Raw genomic sequence first — 19,016 nt, 5'->3', positions numbered from 1 at the left:
AGACCGGCCAATTGGCCGGTCTTTTTTTGCGTTCACCAGGTTTAACGAATAATCAGCTTGGGCATCAGTTTAACCTTGTCAATTTCCTTGAGTTTGTCGCCCGAACTGAGTTTGTTTAGAATCAGGTCGATCACATTGTCTGCGATCTGCTCGATGGGCTGATCTACCACCGAGATTTGCGGCGTATGCAGCCTGAAAATATCATGGTCATCGTAAGCAATAACCGCGAACTGCTTGCCAATCTCCTTACCCAACTCTTTGATTGCCATTAAGCCGCTAACTGCTAGGTAATTGGTGGCAAAAAGCACCGCATCCATTTCCGGCCTTGCCTCGAACATAGTTACCAACTCACGTACGGTTGATTCCCGGCTCAGGGAAAAGTCAATTTTAGTGACAAGTTCCGACCTGAAATCTATCTTCGCGTCTTTCAGAGCTTTTTTATAACCTTCGAAACGTTCATTGATCTGCTCCACATCCATGTCGACGGTCACGAGCGCGATGTTCTTTCTCCCCTCCAGGATGTGGTGTTTGGTGGCTTCATAGGCACCGCTGAAATTATCTACTACCACTGAACCTGTAGACACGCCTGCAAGCGTACGGTCAAAAAAGACCACCGGCTTGCGGTCATCGATCAGTTCCCGGATTACCGGTTCGATACCGGCCACCGGCGCAATAATATAGGCATCTACCTTACGGGTGCGGAACATATTGATCAGGCTGTTCGCCTTTTCCATATCGTTTTCAGTGCTCGAATAACTGATCTTATACCCTTTCTTGTACGCCTTGTCTTCGATCAGCCTGGCAATTGACGCAAAAAACGGATTGGAGATGTCTTCTACGAGCAGGCCGATTGTTTTGGTGTTTCCGGTACGCAGGCTGCGGGCTATCTGGTTGGGTTTGTAGCCAATCTCTTTGATGATATCTTCGACCTTTTTGATCACTTCCTCACTGATGCGTTTTTCCCGCGCTTTGCCGTTGAGAATGAATGATACAGTAGTGATGGAAACACTGGCCTTTTTAGCGATGTCTTTTATAGAGAGGGGCTTCATTCTTTGGTTAGTTTTCTTTTGGTGCGGGCAAGTTAACAAAAAAGCACTCAAACTTAATAACAATGCTTTTACTTTGAATCTTCCTCTTCTGCTAAAAGGGACCTGATACCGGCGGAAAGCTTTTTGGCCTCTGCCTCAACGGTGCCATCGTAAGCTCCCCTGATGCGTCCTTTGCCGTCAACGAGCACCAGGTAGCCCTGGTGTACGAATCCACCGGGAGCAGCTCTCTCCTCGCCTACGCTGACCAGATAATGTTTCTGCGCCAAATTGTAAATAGAATCCCTGGTTCCCCAGGCAAATTGCCACCGACGGGTATCAATACCCAATTTACCCGCATACGCCTTTAGGCGCGAGGGTGTGTCGTACTTGACGTCTATGGTATGTGAAAGAAACATGACACGCGGCTCGTCTGCAAATTGCTGATAAACCGAAAGCAGGTTGCGGTGCATGACCGGGCAGATGGTGGGACAAGTCGTAAAAAAGAAGTCGGCTACATATATTTTGCCGGCAAATGTACTGTTGTCCAGAACAAGGCTGTCCTGGTTGCGAAGCGAGAACGGCGGGATCACTTTTGGTACGGTATCCTGTATAAGTTTGCCATTTTCCATTTTATCTACAAGCTCGGTGCTCAGGAATGGCAGCCGCTCGCTTTTTGGCCTGCAGCCCTGCACGCTCAGAAACAAGGCCAGCAAGAGCCAACCCGTAAAACGGTAGAATTTCAGCTGCTTCATTTCTTCAATACTTTTAAAAGTGAATCTGAAGCGGCAAGCTCGCGCTTATAACGCTTGTCTATAGCGGCAACCTTGATCTTTTCTTTTTGAAAATACCGGACGGCCTCTTCGTTGCTTTTGCCGGTCGCATCCGGCTCGAAGGCATGCATCCAATCATCCATATCTTTTTCGGCCTGCTGCAGGCCGGCAAGGGTCTGCCTGATGGCCATGTTTCTTGCAGCACTGTCTGCGGGGCTGCCGGCCGGCTGCTGTCTCAACAAGGTATCAAGCTTCATCTGGTTCGTAATTAAATGCTCATGGCGCAGCATGAGTGAGTCGTGAAATGCCGTTACGTCATTCCGTACGTCTTTGTAATCTGGCGCTGATTGGCACGCCGCAAAGGCGACCAGGATAAGGACAAATATTTTTATGGTTTTCATGTTGGTGATCTGATTGGTGTATCAAAATAAAAATTAATGATGTGTGCAACTGCGTGACAGGAATGTTCTGCCCAGGATTCACTTTGCAGGCCGGCCATACTGATGGATTCCATATTCCTGTGTTTACGCTGCACGCCTCGACAGGCCGGACAGCCGTTTTATGCAGACGTACAGCAAGCCTGCAACATCCCACCATACGCTGACCGGGCCACACGGGCATCGTGTAACCGGCTGTTCATCAGCAAACCGGAGCAGTATAGAGAAAGGGTTTGGGGGGGTGAAAGATCAGACCGGCCCTGGATACGGGCGATCCGCTTGTCTGCGGAAATGTAAAAAGCGCAAGTTGAACGGTAAGGCAGCGGAAGCTGAAAACCCGGTTGGCAAAACCTTCCTGAAGCAGGTTTTTCTGTGCCTGCTTTTCCTGTTTCTGTTCTTTTTCCTGCGCCTGCTTCAGTTTATTGGTCAGGTAACACTTGCCCTTGCAATTTAACTGCGGCCGGCTCCGGTTTACGCACAATGCCTTTGCGATGTACTCCTGGTTCAGTTCAAAACCTGCAAAAATGAACGACATGGAGAATTGTGCGGCGAGCACAGCAATCAAAAGCGATATGGCTATGAGTTTTCTGACCATGACGTGACCGCAAAGATAGCCGAACGCGAATTATATGGGTAAAAATATTTTACTTTTGCCTTGTTTAAAGATCACGATGAGATTCAGCAATCTGTTTTTTGCCATGATGGTCCTGTTTGCCTGCGCAGCCTGCCGGCAGCCCGGAAAATTACCCATTTACGGCCCGCGCGATGTGGCACCCGGCCAGACTGATACGGTTTACAAGACCATTCCCCCGTTCAGTTTCCTGAACCAGGACAGTGTACCGCTTACTCAGGATGCATTTAAGGGCAAGGTGTATGTGGCTGACTTCTTCTTTACATCCTGCTCTTCCATCTGCCCGGTCATGCACCGGAATATGAAAACCCTTTACGATGCATACAAGGGGAACCCGGACGTACTGTTCCTTTCGCACACGATCGACGAAAAATACGACAAGCCATCCAGGTTGAAAAAGTATGCACAAAAGCTTGGCGTGGATGAAAAGCAGTGGCAGTTCGTATGGGGTCCAAAAAAAGACGTGTATAGCATTGCCGAAAAAGATTACCTCGTGGCCGTTCAGGAAGACAGTACCGCGCGCGACGGTTTTGTTCACCAGGGCTGGCTTGTTCTGATTGACCCTGACAAACGCATTCGCGGCGCTTACGACGGCACCTTGCCTGAGCAGACGGGCAAACTGAAAAAAGATATCGCCACCCTGCTGGCCGAATACAAAAAATAACAGGAACTTAACGCTCGTTCAGACCACCGCATGCGCCTTAGAAACCTGACCTTATGCATCATCACCGTGGCAACCATCCTGGGCATGTTCTTATCCTGCCAGAGCCAGGAAGAACTGGATATGCGCAATTATCTGTCGAACGGGCGCTCGCTTTACGAGGTCAAATGCCGCAACTGCCATGGTGAGCAGGGCGAAGGCCTGGGTGAACTTGCCCCACCTCTGACCGATTCGCTGTCCCTCAAAAAAAAGAAAAAGCAGTTAAGCTGCATCATTAAAAACGGCCTGGAGGGAGAGATCCAGGTACATGGCAAAGTCTACAATGAAAAGATGCCTGCCTTTACCGAACTGACCGATATGGAGGTAGCGCAGCTCATCGTTTACATCACGAACAGTTTCGGCAACAGCCAGGGTCACTATCCCTATAACCGCGTTACCGAAGACCTGAAAAACTGTCCCTCATCAGCGCAGTTATAGCGGGTTTTGCAGGCTTCAGCCGCGGCCGTAACCGCGGCAAGCAGAAATAACTATATTTGCAAAAAAATGCAGGTCGTTCTATCGCTCCGGTTTATGCCGGGGAGGAAAGTCCGGGCAACGCAGAGCATCCCGCTTCCTAACGGGAAGGCGCCGGGGATTGAAGACCTGGGCGACGGAAAGTGCCACAGAAAATATACCGTCCCGGCTTGCCGGGATAAGGGTGAAAACGTGAGGTAAGAGCTCACGATCTTTCCGGGCGACCGGAAATTTGGTAAACCCCGGGAGTTGAAAGACCAAATAGGTCCCGGTCATGGTGCTGCTCGTACTCGATCCTGCTCAGGCAGGATTAGCCGGGATGGGTAGGTCGTTAGAAACAAACGGCAACGTTTGTTCCAGATTAATGATAGAAGCCCGGGAAACCGGGAACAGAACCCGGCTTACAGACCTGCATTTTTTTATTAATAGAAGTTTTTTAAAACAAAAAAGGGTATAAATTCGTAGTCTCACACGTAATCAAAAAATAACGCATGGCTAAAATTTTGATCATCGACGATGAACGCGCGATCAGAAGTACTTTACGGGAAATCCTGGAGTATGAAAATTATGAAGTTGAAGACATAGACAACGGTATCGACGGCCTGGAGCTGATCCAGAAAAAAAACTTCGACCTCGTGCTGTGCGACATAAAAATGAACAAGATGGACGGGATGGAGGTGCTTGAACAGGCACTGACCTTTAAACCTGATCTTCCCTTTATCATGATATCCGGTCACGGGACGGTTGAAACTGCCATCGAGGCAAGCAAAAAAGGCGCCTTCGATTTCATCTCGAAACCGCCCGATCTGAACCGGCTGCTCATTACCGTTCGGAACGGCCTGGACCGAGGTACACTCGTCACCGAAACTAAGGTCCTCAAGCGGAAAGCCAGTAAAACCCGCCACATTCTTGGCGAGTCTGAAAGCATCTTCAGGATCAAAGAAACGATCGAACGTGTGGCACCGACCGATGCACGCGTATTGATCACCGGGGCTAACGGCAGCGGTAAAGAACTCGTGGCACGCTGGTTACACGAAAAGTCAAACCGCGCCGACAACCCGCTTATCGAAGTGAACTGCGCCGCAATCCCTTCAGAACTTATAGAAAGCGAACTTTTTGGCCATGAAAAAGGCTCGTTCACCTCGGCCGTAAAACAACGCATCGGTAAATTTGAGCAGGCGAACGGCGGTACGTTATTCCTGGACGAGATCGGCGATATGAGCCTCTCTGCGCAGGCTAAAGTACTTCGGGCCCTGCAGGAGCATAAAATTACCCGTGTAGGCGGCGAGAAAGAAATCGAGGTCAACGTGCGGGTACTTGCCGCTACCAACAAAGACCTGTTGAAAGAGATTGAAGATGGTAACTTCCGCATGGACTTGTATCACCGTCTGAACGTGATCAACATCCACGTTCCGCACCTGACCGAACGCATTGAAGACATCCCGGTTATTGCGCAGAGTTTTCTGGAAGAGATTTGCGGCGAGTATGGCATGCCTGTTAAAAAGATCAACGACGCAGGCATGGCCGCACTGCAGGCGCTGCCCTGGACGGGCAACGTTCGTGAGCTGCACAACATGATTGAACGCCTGATCATTCTGAGCGACCGTGTAATCACTGAACATGATGTACGTGCATTTGCCAATCCGGGCGGCGGCACCAACATTGGCGCGGCAACGCCGCACGCCGCAGCTGCCCCGCAGCAAGCCATTGCAAACTATGACAGTTTCAACAACTTTCAGGACTACAAAGACTTCGCAGAGCGGGAGTTCATCAAATTCAAACTGGAAAAAAATAACTGGAACGTTTCCAAAACGGCAGACGAAATCGACATCCAGCGCAGCCATCTGTACAGCAAGATCGAAAAATTCGGACTCAAGCGTTCAGAATAAACTATTGTGCGTGCAGGCCGGCACTCCCGGTGCTAACTGACTGACCTGCACGCACATTTAACATTCTTTAACAATTTTTAACAACCTGAGGCATCGTTTCAGGCTACATTTGGTGGAACCTAAAAACCATCCGCATGCAGCTTTTTAAACGCGCTAACAACCTCGCCGGAGCAGGAATATTCCTGATCGCGGCGTTGACTTATTGGCTGACCATGGAGCCTACGGTCAGCTTCTGGGACTGTGGCGAATTCCTGGCCGCTTCTTACAAAATGGAAGTTGGCCACCAGCCTGGTGCCCCGCTCTACCTGATGATCGGCAAACTTTTTTCGCTCCTTTCGTTTGGCAACACTGCCAAAGTGGCTTACTGGATCAACTTTTTATCGGTCTTTGCCAGTGCGGCCACGGTCATGCTCCTGTTCTGGACCATCAATGCCATCGGATTGAAAATTACCGGCAAGGCCGCCGAAAGCCCTAGCCGCACCGAGACGGCCAGCATCATATTTGCGGGCGCGGTCGGTGCACTGGCGTTTGCTTTTTCAGATACATTTTGGTTCTCGGCAGTCGAAGCAGAAGTCTATGCATTGTCTATGCTGTTCACCGCCCTGGTTTTCTGGGCGATCCTGAAATGGGAGAACAGTTCAAATGACCGCTGGCTTATTTTTATTGCATTCCTGATCGGCCTATCGATCGGTGTTCACCTTCTCAGCCTGCTTGCCATACCGGCTGTTACCCTGGTCTGGTATTTTAAAAAAGCTGAGCGGCCACAATTCTGGGGCGTTGCAAGGGCACTCCTGCTTGCCCTGCTATTGCTTGGCCTTGTGCAGGTAGGCATTGTCCAGTACCTGGTGCTGCTGGCAGCACGCACAGACATCTTCTTTGTGAACACCTTGAACCTTGGCTTTGGTACCGGCGCCGTTGTTTTCCTGCTTGCGGTCGTTGCTTCGCTGGCCGCAGCACTCTATCATTCCGTAAAACGCAAAAAATATGCGCTGAACCTGGGGCTGCTTTGCCTCACATTTATCCTGTTCGGTTACAGCTCATATTTCATGATCTTGATCCGCGCGCAGGCGCAGCCGAATGTTAACCTTTCAAATCCCGAACATCCGCTGGCACTGCACGAGTACCTGGGTCGTACGCAGTATGAAGAAAAACCGCTCATTTACGGGCAATATTTCGACGCCGCAGTTACCGGATCTAAAATAACAGGCAAACTGTACCGTAAAGGTGACGAGCGTTATGAAGTCGCCGGAGAGACCTTTAAGACTGAGTACGACCGGAATGGCGTGTTTCCGCGCGTCTACAGCTCACGCCCAGATCACATTCAATTTTACCGGTCATGGTTGGGTCTGTCAGAAAACCAGCAACCACAGGTAGCCGACAACCTGAAATTTTTTAGCTCTTACCAGCTTGGTTTTATGTATTGGCGTTATTTTCTGTGGAACTTTTCGGGCCGCCAGAACGACGAGCAGGGCCAGGGAAGTGCCATTGAAGGCAATTGGATTACCGGCATCAAACCAGTTGATGCGCTGCGGCTTGGCAGCCAAAACAACCTGCCACCCAGCCTGGCCGAAAACGAGGGAAGGAATACCTATTTTGCCCTTCCGTTCCTGCTTGGCATAGCAGGTGCCATCTATGTATTCAGGCGAAACCGGCAGCAGGCTCTGGTTATCGGCACCCTGTTTATTTGTACCGGTGTTGCCATTATTGTTTACCTGAACCAGGACCCCTTACAGGTACGGGAGCGTGATTACGCTTATGTGGGATCATTTTATGCCTTCTGCATGTTCATCGGTATCGGTTCGTTCGCTGTACGTAACCTGTTTGCCAAACTTATGCCTGCAAAGCTGAGCCCGGTGCTGAGCGGACTCGCCTGTTTGACTTCCGTGCCTTTGCTGATGGTTTGCCAGGGCTGGAACGACCACAACCGCACTGGTAAAACGACTGCACTTGACTGGGCAAAAAACTACCTGAACTCCTGCGCCCCCAATGCCATCCTCATAACGAATGCCGACAATGACACCTTTCCGCTCTGGTATGCTCAGGAAGTAGAAGGCATCCGGACCGATGTCAGGGTGGTAAACCGGCAATTCCTGTCAGATCCCTCGTACATCAGCCAAATGCGGCGGTGGTCCAACCGGTCGGCTCCCCTTCCCATGGCCCTTCCGCATAAAAAGATCGTGGCAGGTGTACGCGACTATTTTCCTTACGTTGATTATGGGCTGAAAGACAGCGTGGAGCTGAGCGATCTGCTCGCCGTGATGAGCTCTGACCATACCGAAGACCAGGTACAAATGAACGATGGCAGTTTCATGAATTTTCTCCCTACCCGCCGGTTTAGCCTGCAGGTAGATCCCGAACAGGTTGTGCAAACGGGTACTTTCCATGATAGATCTCAGGTGACCACGAAAATGGAATGGGAATTTAATGGCAAATTTGCCGGCAAGGCTGACCTGGCCATGATCGACCTGCTCGTGCACAACAACTGGAAAAGACCGGTTTATTTTTCCACTTCGGTAAGCAATGACACTTACCTGGGCCTGGATAAATACTTGTACCTGGAAGGTTATGCGTTTCGCCTGCTGCCCCTGAAAGCCGGAGAAACAGATCAGAAACAAAAAGAGGAACGCACCAATGATACGCCTATGTATAAGAACCTGACTAGCAGGTTTTCCTTGGCTGGGTTCAAAACTGCTTCTTACCTTGACCCCGAAAGCCGGCGTGTGGCTTCCGGTGCCTGGAACCTGTACAACACCCTGGCGGCAAACCTGCTTCGGGACGGTAAAAAGGCCCAGGCGTCGACCGTATTGCGCACAGCATTAAAGGGCCTGCCGCTGCGCAACCGTTCCATTGCCGACACACTTGGCAAATTACTGCTCGTGGAAAACCTGCGGAAGGCAGACCAGCATGCAGAAGCCACAAAAATCACTGACGAGACCGCTGCCTTCCTGGAAAAAGAGCTGGACTGGATAGCCCGGAAAGAGCCTGAAGGGCAACAGCGTTTTGTGAGTGATATTCAGCGCGGCATGTACGTGCTCAACGGGCTTGCCCGCGTCTGCACACTTCATGGCGATCGCACCAGGGCAGAGAACATTGAAAAAATCTTCGGCCGCCTTGAAGCCGTCTTTCAGAGAAATCTTGGCTAATCATGCACACAAATAAGAAAAGCCCCCGGTTGTTGCCGGGGGCCTTCTGATTCTTTGTATGCAAGGTATCAGATTTTCTTCACCTTAACAGCCTGTGGTCCTTTTTTGCCGTCGGCAATCTCGAATTCGACATCATCATTTTCTTTAATCCCGGTAATGCCACCTTGCACATCTTTAAAATGAACAAAAATGTCTTTGCCGTTGTAAACAATGAAACCAAAACCTTTTTGGGTATTGAACCATTTAACTTTTCCCGTTTCCATAAGTTATACGATAAGAATTTAAATTTAGTTAGGCCTTTATACTTAAACCGTTTACTGAACCGGGAAAAAACTGGTCAGGCATTAGATTTAATTGATGGAGGCTTCTCAAATATAGCACAATACTTTGAATCTTATAGAGACACAGAGTTTTAACAAAAAAAATCTATTTTTTCTATTTATTTGGCTGGGGTGTGGTGCGCAGGTACGGTTTTACAACCTGGTGCCCTTTCGGAAATTTGGCCGGAATGTCTTCTGTTTTGATGCTGTTTACCACGATCACATCGTCGCCATCCTGCCAATCGGCCGGTGTGGCCACACTGTACTCAGCCGTCAGCTGCAAAGAGTCAATGACGCGCAGTACCTCGTTGAAATTGCGGCCGGTAGATGCCGGATAGGTGATGATCAGCTTGACCTTCTTGTCCGGGCTGATCACAAAGAGCGAGCGTACAGTCAGCGTCTCTGAGGCGTTCGGGTGGATCATGTCATATAAATTCGCAACCGTGCGGTCCGGGTCTGCGATAATGGGAAACTCCACTGCTGTATTTTGGGTCTCATTGATGTCGTTGATCCAGCCTTTATGCGACTCTGCTGTGTCTACACTCAGGGCCAGGACTTTCACATTTCGCTTTTCAAACTCGTTTTTAAGCGAGGCGGTCCGGCCCAGCTCGGTGGTGCATACCGGCGTGTAATCGGCCGGGTGCGAGAACAACACGCCCCAGCTGTCGCCAAGATACTCGTAGAAATCTATTTCACCAATTGATGTGGCAGCCTGAAAGTTGGGAGCAGTATCTCCTAATCTGATGCTCATAATGATCGTTTTTAAAGGTTTAAAATTATACTAAGTAACGGTAAGCTTAAAATTACAAAATCAGAGCTGGAATAAAGTTTCCTGACCGTCATTTCTCTTCGTCTGCTTTTTCGCCTCCGGCGAAGGCACGGGCTCGTTCAGAACCAGTGGACTGATGTTGCTGCCCAGGTACCGGTTAAACAGATCGATGGTGTACGCGGCGATCCGGGGGGTATCGCTTTCATCATGCTGGTGCAGGAAAAAATAGACCCGCTGTAAACCAGCTTTCAGCCACTGCTCCAGGCGCGCTACCCACATGTCAATGCGTTTGCGGTCTGAAGCGGCGTCGTTATTGCCTACAAAGCGGATAAAGGCCTCGGGAATTGTCAGCTCCATGTGCAGCAGATCCCTCCTGCCGCTGGTATCTGTCATGATCAGTCCTTTTTGCTGCCGCTCCAGCATTTCCAGGGTCTGCCGCCGCATGTTTTGGTCTGCAAACCACTCCTGGTGCCGCAACTCGACAAATACCCGCAAATCTTGCGGCAGGTGCTGCAGGTAGTTTTCCAGCACATCATAACTCTTTGGGCCGAAATTGTCGCTCAGCTGCAGAAATACAGGGCCCAGGTAACTGCCAAAGGCGGATATATTCTTCAGAAACTGGTCGGTATCAGCCCCGGCGTTGTTAAGCCGGCGAATATGAGAAATCGTTCTCGAGAATTTCGGAACGAAGATAAACCCGTCTTTGTTGCTGGCGGTTGTCTTTTCCCGCCATTTGAGTACCTGCTCTTCGCTCGGTACGCCATAAAAGGTCGCATTCATTTCAATCGAGTTGAAATGTTTGACATATTCGTCCAGGAAATCGGCTTCTTTAACCTTCTGCGGATAGAGCATGCCTTTCCACTCCTTGCGTCCCCATTTGGCGCAGCCAACGTAAAACGCCGCATCGCGGTGGGGCTGGCCGGGCAGCAACGCTGCGACGGAGGCGCCATCCGAAGGCAAGGTAAAATCGATCGCCGCAAGTTCTGCGGCCGGTACTTTTCCGAATTCCATTGTATTGATCTGAGAATCTGAAGGTAATAAAAAACCCCAAAACCGCTGTTTGGTTTTGGGGTCAGCTATTAATTTGTTGGGAGTTAATCTTTATATACTTTGACCATGAAAACATAGTCCTGCAATTTCTCTACCTGTTGGGTGCGTTTCAGGCCCGAAAGCAGGTTCCGTTTAGAAACAGCGATCTTTTTATTAAGTGAATCTGCGGGGATCGAGTTGATCGCCTCAAGAATGTATTTTGACTTAACAGCAAAGGCGGCACCGTCAGGACGGTTGTCCTTGCCGCTGATCATGCCTACAATGTTGCCAGAATTGTCTAACAGCGGGCCGCCGCTGTTTCCAGGATTAACCGGAACGGCCACCTGGTATTGTATCGAGTCGCTGTTGAAACCAGTAACAGAACTTACATAACCTTCGCCCAAAACCGCATCATCTTTTGGAAAACCAAGGGTGTAAACAACCTCGCCGATTCCTGTCTTTCCCTTTTTAAGCGTGTAAGGAAGCGCCGCGAAGGCAGAAAAATTTTTATCATCAATCTTAAGAATGGCAATATCATTCTGGCTGTCGGTAAACACGGGAGTTGCACGGAACGAGTCGCCGTTGTTATTCTGCAGGTAAAGGGAGTCTGCACCGCTGATCACGTGGTAATTCGTCAGCACATACCCATTCGCAGAAATGGCAAAACCGGTACCGCCGAAACTGCCGGGCTTAAGACTTGCCTCAGGGTCTGCAGCAGCGGCAGAGTTCACCGTACGGATCAGGTTGTCCTGTGACCGCTTTACCTTTTCGATCTTCCGGTCCAGCTGCTCATAAGAACCTACCTGTTTGCTTTGCCGCAGGTAGTTTTCAACGACCATGGAGCACAGCAGGATAAAGGATGCCGCGACGGCAATGCCCATGCGGTTGCGCCGCCAGAAATTGACAATTTTTGAAGGATGCGGGCCAAGCTTTGCAGACAGACCGGTTACGTCCATATCGGCATGGATCTGATCCATTTTATCAAGCAGTTCGCGTTGGGCAGCATATTCACCCATCGCCTCAAGAAACAATTTGTGCGATACGACTTTTTCGTCCACTTCAGGATCATTGCTTCTCAACTGCTCGAACGCCTCCTGTTCGGCGGCGCTGAGCTTGCCGTTCAGGTAATCTTCTATGATTGCGTCCAGTTCCAAATCACGTCTCATGTAATCCTTAATTAACCGTTAAAAAATATCTTCTTCAGTCGCTGCAGGCATTTGTACTTTTGCGTTTTGGCATTATCAGTATTGGTATAGCCAAACTTTTCGCTAATGTCCTGCATGGACAAGTTGTTCAAATAAAAATCCTGAATAATGGTCTTGCAGGGTTCGCCAAGGCCTTCCAGCGCTTCGTTCATCTTTTTGAGCCGGCGGTCCTGTTCGTCATGCTTCTCCAGGTCATCATCAACAATCAGCACATCTTCATAATCGTTGATGTTGTTTGTCTTTTTATGGTCCTGGGCAAGCCGCTTCAACCATATTCGCCTGCAAACTGAATAGATATAGGTTTTCAGCTTGCTGCTCAGTTCAAAATCGCCCGCTTTGATCTTGTTGTAAAGAACAATGACCGACTCCTGAAAAACATCCTTCGCATCATCTTCATTCCCATTGTTATTGAGAATAAACTGCAGGATCATCGGAAAGTAACCGCGGTACAGTTTGTTCAGGGTCTCATCTGAATTATTCAGAATCCCTAAAACCACTTCTCTATCTGTAGGCAACGAACTGTTCAAGGCTTTATACATCAATTAATACATATTCAGGTAAATGGTAACCCAATGATAGGCAAAAAATATTTTTTAATTTTTTTTCAGGGTGGTGGGTTACCTTTTTCAAATCGGCGTATTAACGGTAAATTGATTAATCACATTAATAAAAATTAAAATGAAAAACTTATTTAAATTCGGATTTTTGGCTTTCGCTCTTTCATTGTCAGTTGCTGCTTGTAACTCTGAGAAATCAGGTGAAGGTACTGACACTGCTACTACTGACAGCGGTACTACTGTAGTTGACACTAACGTTACTGACACTACTGTAACTGACACTACTGTTACCAAAACTACTACTGACACTGTTGCTAAACACTAGTTTTTAGCCAATCGATAAAAAACCCGGCTGCAAATTGCAGCCGGGTTTTTTTATGCACCGCCCATTGCGTTTATCAAAAAAAACTACCTTTGCTGCAAAATAAAACCGCAGCAAATGGATCTATCACCGCTTCAGGCCATCTCGCCGATCGACGGGCGCTACCGCAAAACCACTGAACAGCTTTCTGCTTTTTTTTCTGAAGCAGCACTCATTAAATACCGCGTCTTTGTTGAAATCGAGTACTTTATTGCGCTTTGCGAAGCACAGGTGCCCGGGCTGGAGTCTTTCGACAGCAGCCGTTTTGCCAGCCTGCGTGAAATCTATTCTGCTTTTTCAGAAGATGATGCGGCCGCCGTTAAAGCGACCGAACGCATTACAAACCACGACGTCAAGGCTGTCGAATATTTTATTAAGGGCAAATTTGAAACCCTCGGGCTCGACGCATTCAAAGAGTTTATCCATTTCGGACTCACCTCCCAGGACATTAACAACACGGCAATCCCGTATTCGGTAAAAGCCGCCCTCGAAGAAAGTTATTATCCTGCTATAGAAAGCCTGATCGGCCGCGTTAAGGCGCTGGCCAGTGACTGGAAAGACATCCCGATGCTGGCCCATACACACGGACAGCCCGCATCCCCGACCAAACTCGGCAAAGAGTTCGCCGTATTTGCAGAACGCTTAGACGTTCAGCTGGCCAGCCTGAAATCGATCAGCCATAGCGCGAAATTCGGTGGTGCTACCGGGAATTTCAATGCGCACCACATTGCCTACCCGCAAATAGACTGGGTAGACTTTTCAAACCGGTTCGTTAACCGGGCGCTTGGTCTCAGCCGCGCACAATACACCACGCAAATAGAGCATTACGATCAGTTCGCAGCTCAGTGTGATGCGCTTAAACGCATCAACAACATCCTGATCGACCTGGACCGCGACATCTGGACCTACATATCTAAAAACTATTTTAAACAAAAAATTAAAGAGGGCGAAATCGGCTCTTCGGCCATGCCGCACAAGGTTAACCCGATCGATTTCGAAAATGCTGAAGGCAATGCAGGTATCGCCAACGCGTTATTCGAATTTTTCGCCGCTAAACTGCCCGTATCACGATTGCAGCGCGACCTGACGGACTCTACCGTACTGCGTAACATCGGTGTTCCTTTTGGCCATTCGATCATTGCCATCCGGTCTACCCTGCGCGGACTCGATAAACTGCTGCTGAACCAGGATGCACTGAACCAGGATCTTGAAGACAACTGGGCTGTTGTAGCCGAGGCCATTCAAACCGTGCTGCGCCGTGAAAACTATCCCAACCCATACGAAACACTGAAAGACCTGACACGAACCAACCAAAAGATCAACGCGCAGAGCATTGCAGCCTTTATTGAGAAACTGGATGTGGAACCTCGGGTTAAAACAGAGTTGCAGGCCATTAGTCCCTTCAACTATACTGGTATTTTTTAGGGCGCGGGTCCGGACAAAATTGACGTTATTCAGACAGCTGAGCCATAGGCCTTAATCTGTTTTTAAGTAATTTTGTCTACTTTAAAACTGAACGCAACATGACGATCAACGTATATACAGAACCTACTCCAAACCCGGCTACCATGAAGTTCATGGTTAACAAGCTTCTGATCAATGGAAGCGAAGATTTTCCGAGCCGGGAAAGCGCTGAACATTCGCCGTTCGCACGGGAACTGTTCAAATTTAACTTTGTGAGCGGCGTTTTTTTTGCCAGCAATTTCGTAACCGTCACCAAGACCGGCGATGCGGACTGGGAAGACCTGGAACCCATTTTAAAAGAATTTGTAAAAGGTGCGGTCGAGTCTGAGCTGAAGATCAAAGAGGCTTCGCCGGAAGAAGCGCCTGAATTCCAGGGTACCGAAACCGAAATTAAGATCCAGCAAATTCTTCATGATTATGTTCGCCCTGCGGTTGAACAGGATGGCGGTGCCATCAATTACAAATCGTTCGAAGAAGGCGTGGTAACGGTAGAACTGCGCGGATCATGCAGCGGTTGCCCTTCGTCAACCATTACCCTTAAATCTGGCATCCAGAACCTGCTGCAGCGCATGGTTCCAGAGGTAAAAGATGTGGTTTCTGAAGCTTTGTAAACACATCCTCATTCATAAAAAAAGCAGTACCGGTTTTGCCGGTGCTGCTTTTTTTTTAAAGTATGCCTACGTCTCGCCGCCGTATAGCGCACGCGCTATTGGCCAAAATGCGTCTCAATCGCCTTCAGAATCTCTTTGGTTACCCGTCCGTTGGTTGCCAGAATTTCGCGCGTATTGAAGTAATCGCTTCCCCCAGAAAAGTTACAAACCTCTCCGCCGGCCTGCTGCACAATGAACGCACCTGCCGCAAAATCCCATTGCTGCAGGTTGTATTCAAAGAACGCCTCGAACCTGCCGCAGGCCACATAAATAAGATCTGTGGCCGCCGAACCGATTCTGCGCAGGCCGTGGCACTCGCGCATCATCTGCGCGAACAGGTTCATGTATTGCGGCTGCTTGTCAAACTGGTAATACGGAAAACCTGTAGCCAGCAGGCTTGAAGCCAGCGTGTCACGCTGCGAAACCACGATTTCTTTTTTGTTCAGGTAAGCTGCCCCACCTTTATAGGCATAGAACATCTCACCCCTGTTGATTTCATAAACTACCCCGACCACCGGCTTGTCTTCTTCGTATAGCGCAATGCTGACGGCATAAGTGGGTATGCCGTGAATAAAATTGGTCGTGCCGTCCAGCGGGTCGATGATCCAGGTATAGTTTTCACCTGAAATATTCACCGTATTCTCTTCCGTGATGAAACCGGCCTCAGGAAGCAATTTTGATAAATTAGCCACCACTTTCTGTTCGGCGGTTTTGTCGACATAAGAAACCATGTCGTTCAGTCCCTTATATTCTATACGTGAGGCATCAAAAAGCATGGCTTCCCTGCGGATGAAATTCCCGGCAAGCCTGGCTACGGCGATCACCTTGTTGCAAATCAGTTCGTAGTTCATGTGTAAGTATCTTAATAAAATAGCGCGTAACCGCAGCGCCGCCGGGCGCTAGCGTTTTACTGAAACCGCTGCCTTTGCCTTCTTTGAAGACCACAGCACAAGCGCGATGCCGCCGATCACCAACAGGGTCGAAATGAATTCTGCCTGTGTAAACGAGAGACCGGCCACATGGTATTTAGAGTTGACGCGGATCAGTTCAATAAAGAAGCGCTCAAGGCCATTCATGATTAGGTAAATACCGAACAGCATACCTGGAACCTTGATCCGGTGGCGCATTTGCCAGATGACTGCAAACAGAATCAGGCAAACGATGGCCTCATAGACGGCCGTCGGATAGACCGGTTCGGGCAGTTGGTTACAGAACCTGCCCACGCAACCGGGAATCGGTACGCCCTCACCCACAACATTGTGCGGGTAACGGTAGGCCCACAGCCAATCTGGCAGCCAGCCGAAGGGCTTCGGGTTTGTATTGACAATACCCCAGTCGCCATCACCAGAGAAATGGCAGCCCATTCTGCCGACAGCGTAAGAAACCATCATGCCAGGTGCGCCCACATCAAGCATGTGCAACGGCTTAATGCCGTTCTTGCGCGCAATGTACAGCACCGCTGCACCGCCACAAATCAAACCGCCGTAAAAGGTCAGTCCGCTGAATGACGTTAACCTGCCTATCGGGTCTTTAACGAAATCATCCCAATATTCAAGCGAGTCAAAAATCTTCGCGCCCAAAAATCCCCAAACCGCCGCCCATACCACAATGGTACTCATCACTTCATAGGGATGCACCAGCACTTCCTTGGTTATGGGCTTTTCGAGCCGGGTTTTCTGCTTTTCTTTGTAATCCCACCAGGCAAAAAACGCGCCCAGAGCCAGGCCGCCCAGCCAGCTGCCCTTCCATGACATCAAAGCGTTCTGCGGATCACTGACAAATTCCTGGTAGTTAAAAATGGCGTACACCAGTTTGAATCCGATCACAAATCCGAAAACCGCATTCAGCGTCAGTTCGCCCACAGAAGCAGGTGCACCAGTCACTACTTTTTTCTTGAAAGGATGCACTAGACCTTCGGCTTCCTTGCGCTGCAGTTCTTTGGAAAACACCCAATAAGCCGCAATAAATGCCAGGGCAACGAACATACCGAAGGTGTTAAAGGGAAGCGGAATCTGAACACCGAGCAGGTATTCCAGGAAGTGCGAAACGGTTGGAAACATTTTTTCTTGTTTGTTGCGAATATAGGAATTCGCTTTGAATTGGTGTTCACCTGAGGGTTAACCGGATGTAGCCGCAAACATATCGCGTTGCCGGTTTAGCAGCACCCTTTGCATACAAGACAGCTGTGTTTCGCGCATTCGTCTGTTCTGCCGCGCGGAGTTGCCCGGACAGGCCATGGTTAATGCACCGCGTACGCGCTGAGCTCTGCCACTTCAACGTCTCCATCGGCCGAAATGGCCTGCAGGCTGACGGCTTTCAGTTCGTTCACAAGGAGCGGATCGTACTTGGCACGCACCTTCACATAATTTTTGCTGAAACCGTGCATGTACCCGTCTTTCACATCAGATTCGAACAACACTTCGGCAGCTTTGCCGAGCTGCGATTCGTAAAAAGCACGCCGCTTTTTATCTGAAAGGATGTGGAGCATCTTGCTGCGTTCGTTTCGTTCTGCCCCACGTACCACGCCCGGCATTTCGGCAGCCAGCGTATCTTCACGCTCAGAATAGGTGAACACATGTAAGTATGAAATTTCCAGGTTGTTCAGGAAATTATAGGTATCTAAAAAGTCTTCCCTGGTCTCGCCGGGAAAACCCACAATTACGTCTACGCCAATGCAGCAATCGGGCATAACCTCGCGAATCTTTGCCACCCGCTCTACATACAGGTCGCGGCGGTAGCGCCGGCGCATGAGGCCCAGGATCTTGTCTGAGCCCGACTGCAGGGGGATGTGAAAATGGGGAACAAAACGTTTTGAACGCGCCACAAATTCAATGATCTCATTGCTGAGCAGGTTCGGCTCTATCGAAGAAATGCGGAACCGCTCAATGCCATCCACCTGGTCAAGTGCCTGAACGAGGTCAAAAAATTTATCTTCGCGCTCCCCGTTCCTGATACCGAAATCGCCCAGGTTCACACCGGTCAGCACAATTTCTTTTACGCCGCTTTCTGCGATCATTCGTGCGCGGTTTACAACATTTTCTATGGTATCGCTGCGGCTGGCACCACGCGCCAACGGAATGGTGCAATATGTACAGGGATAATCGCAGCCGTCCTGAACCTTCAAAAAGGTACGTGTGCGGTCGGCAATAGAATAAGCAGCAATAAACTGGCTGTTCACCTTCTCAATGCTTTGCTGGTGCACAACCGCTTTTGGCTTCTTGGTCAGGTCATCAATAAAGTCGATGATCCTGAATTTTTCGGCTGCGCCGAGTACCATATCAACACCCTCTATTTCAGCTATTTCCTGCGGCTTTAACTGCGCATAACAACCCACAATAGTCACGTAGGCATTTGGCGAATGTTTAAGCGCCTCTTTTACGACCTTGCGGCATTTTTTATCGGCATGGTCTGTTACCGAACATGTGTTGATCACATAAACGTCTGCCTTTTCTGTGAAACCCACCACACCATAACCGGCATCGGTAAAAAGACGCCCAATGGTCGATGTTTCTGAGAAATTAAGCTTACAGCCAAGCGTATAAAAAGCAACTTTTTTCATCCTGAACACAAAAGAATGGCAAAGATAAGG

Annotated in this window: 19 protein-coding genes and 1 other RNA gene; 8 read left to right on the top strand and 12 right to left on the bottom strand. The window is 49.3% G+C overall.

The annotated features are described in order from the left end of the window. Positions 1-41 precede the first annotated feature (41 nt). From C7T94_RS09785 to C7T94_RS09770, 4 genes are all read right to left on the bottom strand, one after another. Complete coding sequence (locus C7T94_RS09785) at positions 42-1,049, bottom strand: LacI family DNA-binding transcriptional regulator (RefSeq protein ID WP_107215170.1); 1,008 nt, start codon at positions 1,047-1,049, stop codon at positions 42-44. A 68-nt stretch (positions 1,050-1,117) separates the two neighbouring features. After that, a complete protein-coding gene (locus C7T94_RS09780) occupies positions 1,118-1,780 on the bottom strand; it encodes an SCO family protein (protein ID WP_107215169.1) in 663 nt (220 codons plus the stop codon). Continuing rightward, entirely contained in the window at positions 1,777-2,199 is a 423-nt protein-coding gene (locus tag C7T94_RS09775) for a hypothetical protein (protein ID WP_107215168.1), read from the bottom strand. The genes C7T94_RS09780 and C7T94_RS09775 overlap by 4 nt, the downstream gene beginning before the upstream one ends. Before the next feature lie 238 nt (positions 2,200-2,437). Beyond that, positions 2,438-2,830, bottom strand: a complete 393-nt coding sequence (locus C7T94_RS09770; RefSeq protein ID WP_107215167.1) for a hypothetical protein — start codon at positions 2,828-2,830, stop codon at positions 2,438-2,440. 76 nt (positions 2,831-2,906) lie between these two features. Here C7T94_RS09770 and C7T94_RS09765 point away from each other — a divergent pair, with 76 nt between their 5' ends. From C7T94_RS09765 to C7T94_RS09745, 5 genes are all read left to right on the top strand, one after another. Continuing rightward, complete coding sequence (locus tag C7T94_RS09765; RefSeq protein WP_107215166.1) at positions 2,907-3,530, top strand: SCO family protein; 624 nt, start codon at positions 2,907-2,909, stop codon at positions 3,528-3,530. A gap of 30 nt (positions 3,531-3,560) precedes the next feature. Then, positions 3,561-4,004 carry a c-type cytochrome gene (locus C7T94_RS09760; protein WP_107215165.1) on the top strand — a complete coding sequence of 148 codons (444 nt, stop codon included), beginning with the start codon at positions 3,561-3,563 and terminating at the stop codon, positions 4,002-4,004. Between the two features lie 65 nt (positions 4,005-4,069). After that, positions 4,070-4,460: RNase P RNA component class A (rnpB, locus tag C7T94_RS09755), an RNA gene on the top strand. Between the two features lie 71 nt (positions 4,461-4,531). Next, the gene (locus tag C7T94_RS09750; RefSeq protein WP_107215164.1) at positions 4,532-5,929 is read left to right on the top strand and encodes a sigma-54-dependent transcriptional regulator; all 1,398 of its coding nucleotides are present in this window, start codon (positions 4,532-4,534) and stop codon (positions 5,927-5,929) included. Positions 5,930-6,063: 134 nt separating this feature from the next. Beyond that, entirely contained in the window at positions 6,064-9,072 is a 3,009-nt protein-coding gene (locus C7T94_RS09745) for a glycosyltransferase family 117 protein (RefSeq protein ID WP_107215163.1), read from the top strand. Between the two features lie 68 nt (positions 9,073-9,140). Here C7T94_RS09745 and C7T94_RS09740 read toward each other — a convergent pair whose 3' ends face one another. The 5 genes from C7T94_RS09740 to C7T94_RS09720 form a co-directional block, all read right to left on the bottom strand. Continuing rightward, positions 9,141-9,335: a cold-shock protein gene (locus C7T94_RS09740; RefSeq protein WP_107215162.1), complete on the bottom strand. Its 195-nt coding sequence runs from the start codon at positions 9,333-9,335 to the stop codon at positions 9,141-9,143. 172 nt (positions 9,336-9,507) lie between these two features. Beyond that, positions 9,508-10,143, bottom strand: a complete 636-nt coding sequence (locus C7T94_RS09735; RefSeq protein ID WP_107215161.1) for a peroxiredoxin — start codon at positions 10,141-10,143, stop codon at positions 9,508-9,510. Positions 10,144-10,203: 60 nt separating this feature from the next. Beyond that, positions 10,204-11,172, bottom strand: coding sequence for a DUF72 domain-containing protein (locus C7T94_RS09730; protein WP_107215160.1), 969 nt, complete (start codon positions 11,170-11,172; stop codon positions 10,204-10,206). 83 nt (positions 11,173-11,255) lie between these two features. After that, positions 11,256-12,356, bottom strand: coding sequence for a S1C family serine protease (locus tag C7T94_RS09725; protein WP_107215159.1), 1,101 nt, complete (start codon positions 12,354-12,356; stop codon positions 11,256-11,258). A gap of 11 nt (positions 12,357-12,367) precedes the next feature. Then, complete coding sequence (locus C7T94_RS09720) at positions 12,368-12,934, bottom strand: RNA polymerase sigma factor (RefSeq protein WP_107215158.1); 567 nt, start codon at positions 12,932-12,934, stop codon at positions 12,368-12,370. 139 nt (positions 12,935-13,073) lie between these two features. Between C7T94_RS09720 and C7T94_RS09715 the strand changes: the two genes are divergently transcribed. From C7T94_RS09715 to C7T94_RS09705, 3 genes are all read left to right on the top strand, one after another. Next, complete coding sequence (locus tag C7T94_RS09715; RefSeq protein WP_107215157.1) at positions 13,074-13,277, top strand: hypothetical protein; 204 nt, start codon at positions 13,074-13,076, stop codon at positions 13,275-13,277. Between the two features lie 114 nt (positions 13,278-13,391). Then, positions 13,392-14,738, top strand: a complete 1,347-nt coding sequence (gene purB, locus C7T94_RS09710) for an adenylosuccinate lyase (RefSeq protein WP_107215156.1) — start codon at positions 13,392-13,394, stop codon at positions 14,736-14,738. Between the two features lie 98 nt (positions 14,739-14,836). Beyond that, a complete protein-coding gene (locus C7T94_RS09705; RefSeq protein WP_107215155.1) occupies positions 14,837-15,388 on the top strand; it encodes a NifU family protein in 552 nt (183 codons plus the stop codon). A gap of 95 nt (positions 15,389-15,483) precedes the next feature. On the opposite strand, the gene C7T94_RS09700 is transcribed toward C7T94_RS09705, so the two are convergent. From C7T94_RS09700 to mtaB, 3 genes are all read right to left on the bottom strand, one after another. After that, positions 15,484-16,278 carry an inositol monophosphatase family protein gene (locus C7T94_RS09700; protein ID WP_107215154.1) on the bottom strand — a complete coding sequence of 265 codons (795 nt, stop codon included), beginning with the start codon at positions 16,276-16,278 and terminating at the stop codon, positions 15,484-15,486. A gap of 48 nt (positions 16,279-16,326) precedes the next feature. Next, the gene (locus C7T94_RS09695) at positions 16,327-17,487 is read right to left on the bottom strand and encodes a prolipoprotein diacylglyceryl transferase (protein ID WP_107215153.1); all 1,161 of its coding nucleotides are present in this window, start codon (positions 17,485-17,487) and stop codon (positions 16,327-16,329) included. A gap of 179 nt (positions 17,488-17,666) precedes the next feature. Then, positions 17,667-18,986, bottom strand: coding sequence for a tRNA (N(6)-L-threonylcarbamoyladenosine(37)-C(2))-methylthiotransferase MtaB (gene mtaB, locus C7T94_RS09690; protein WP_107215152.1), 1,320 nt, complete (start codon positions 18,984-18,986; stop codon positions 17,667-17,669). Between the last annotated feature and the right edge of the window lie 30 nt (positions 18,987-19,016).

The sequence above is a fragment of the Pedobacter yulinensis genome (genome assembly GCF_003029735.1).
Classification (GTDB): domain Bacteria; phylum Bacteroidota; class Bacteroidia; order Sphingobacteriales; family Sphingobacteriaceae; genus Pedobacter; species Pedobacter yulinensis.
This window is presented reverse-complemented; position numbering and strand designations above follow the sequence as displayed.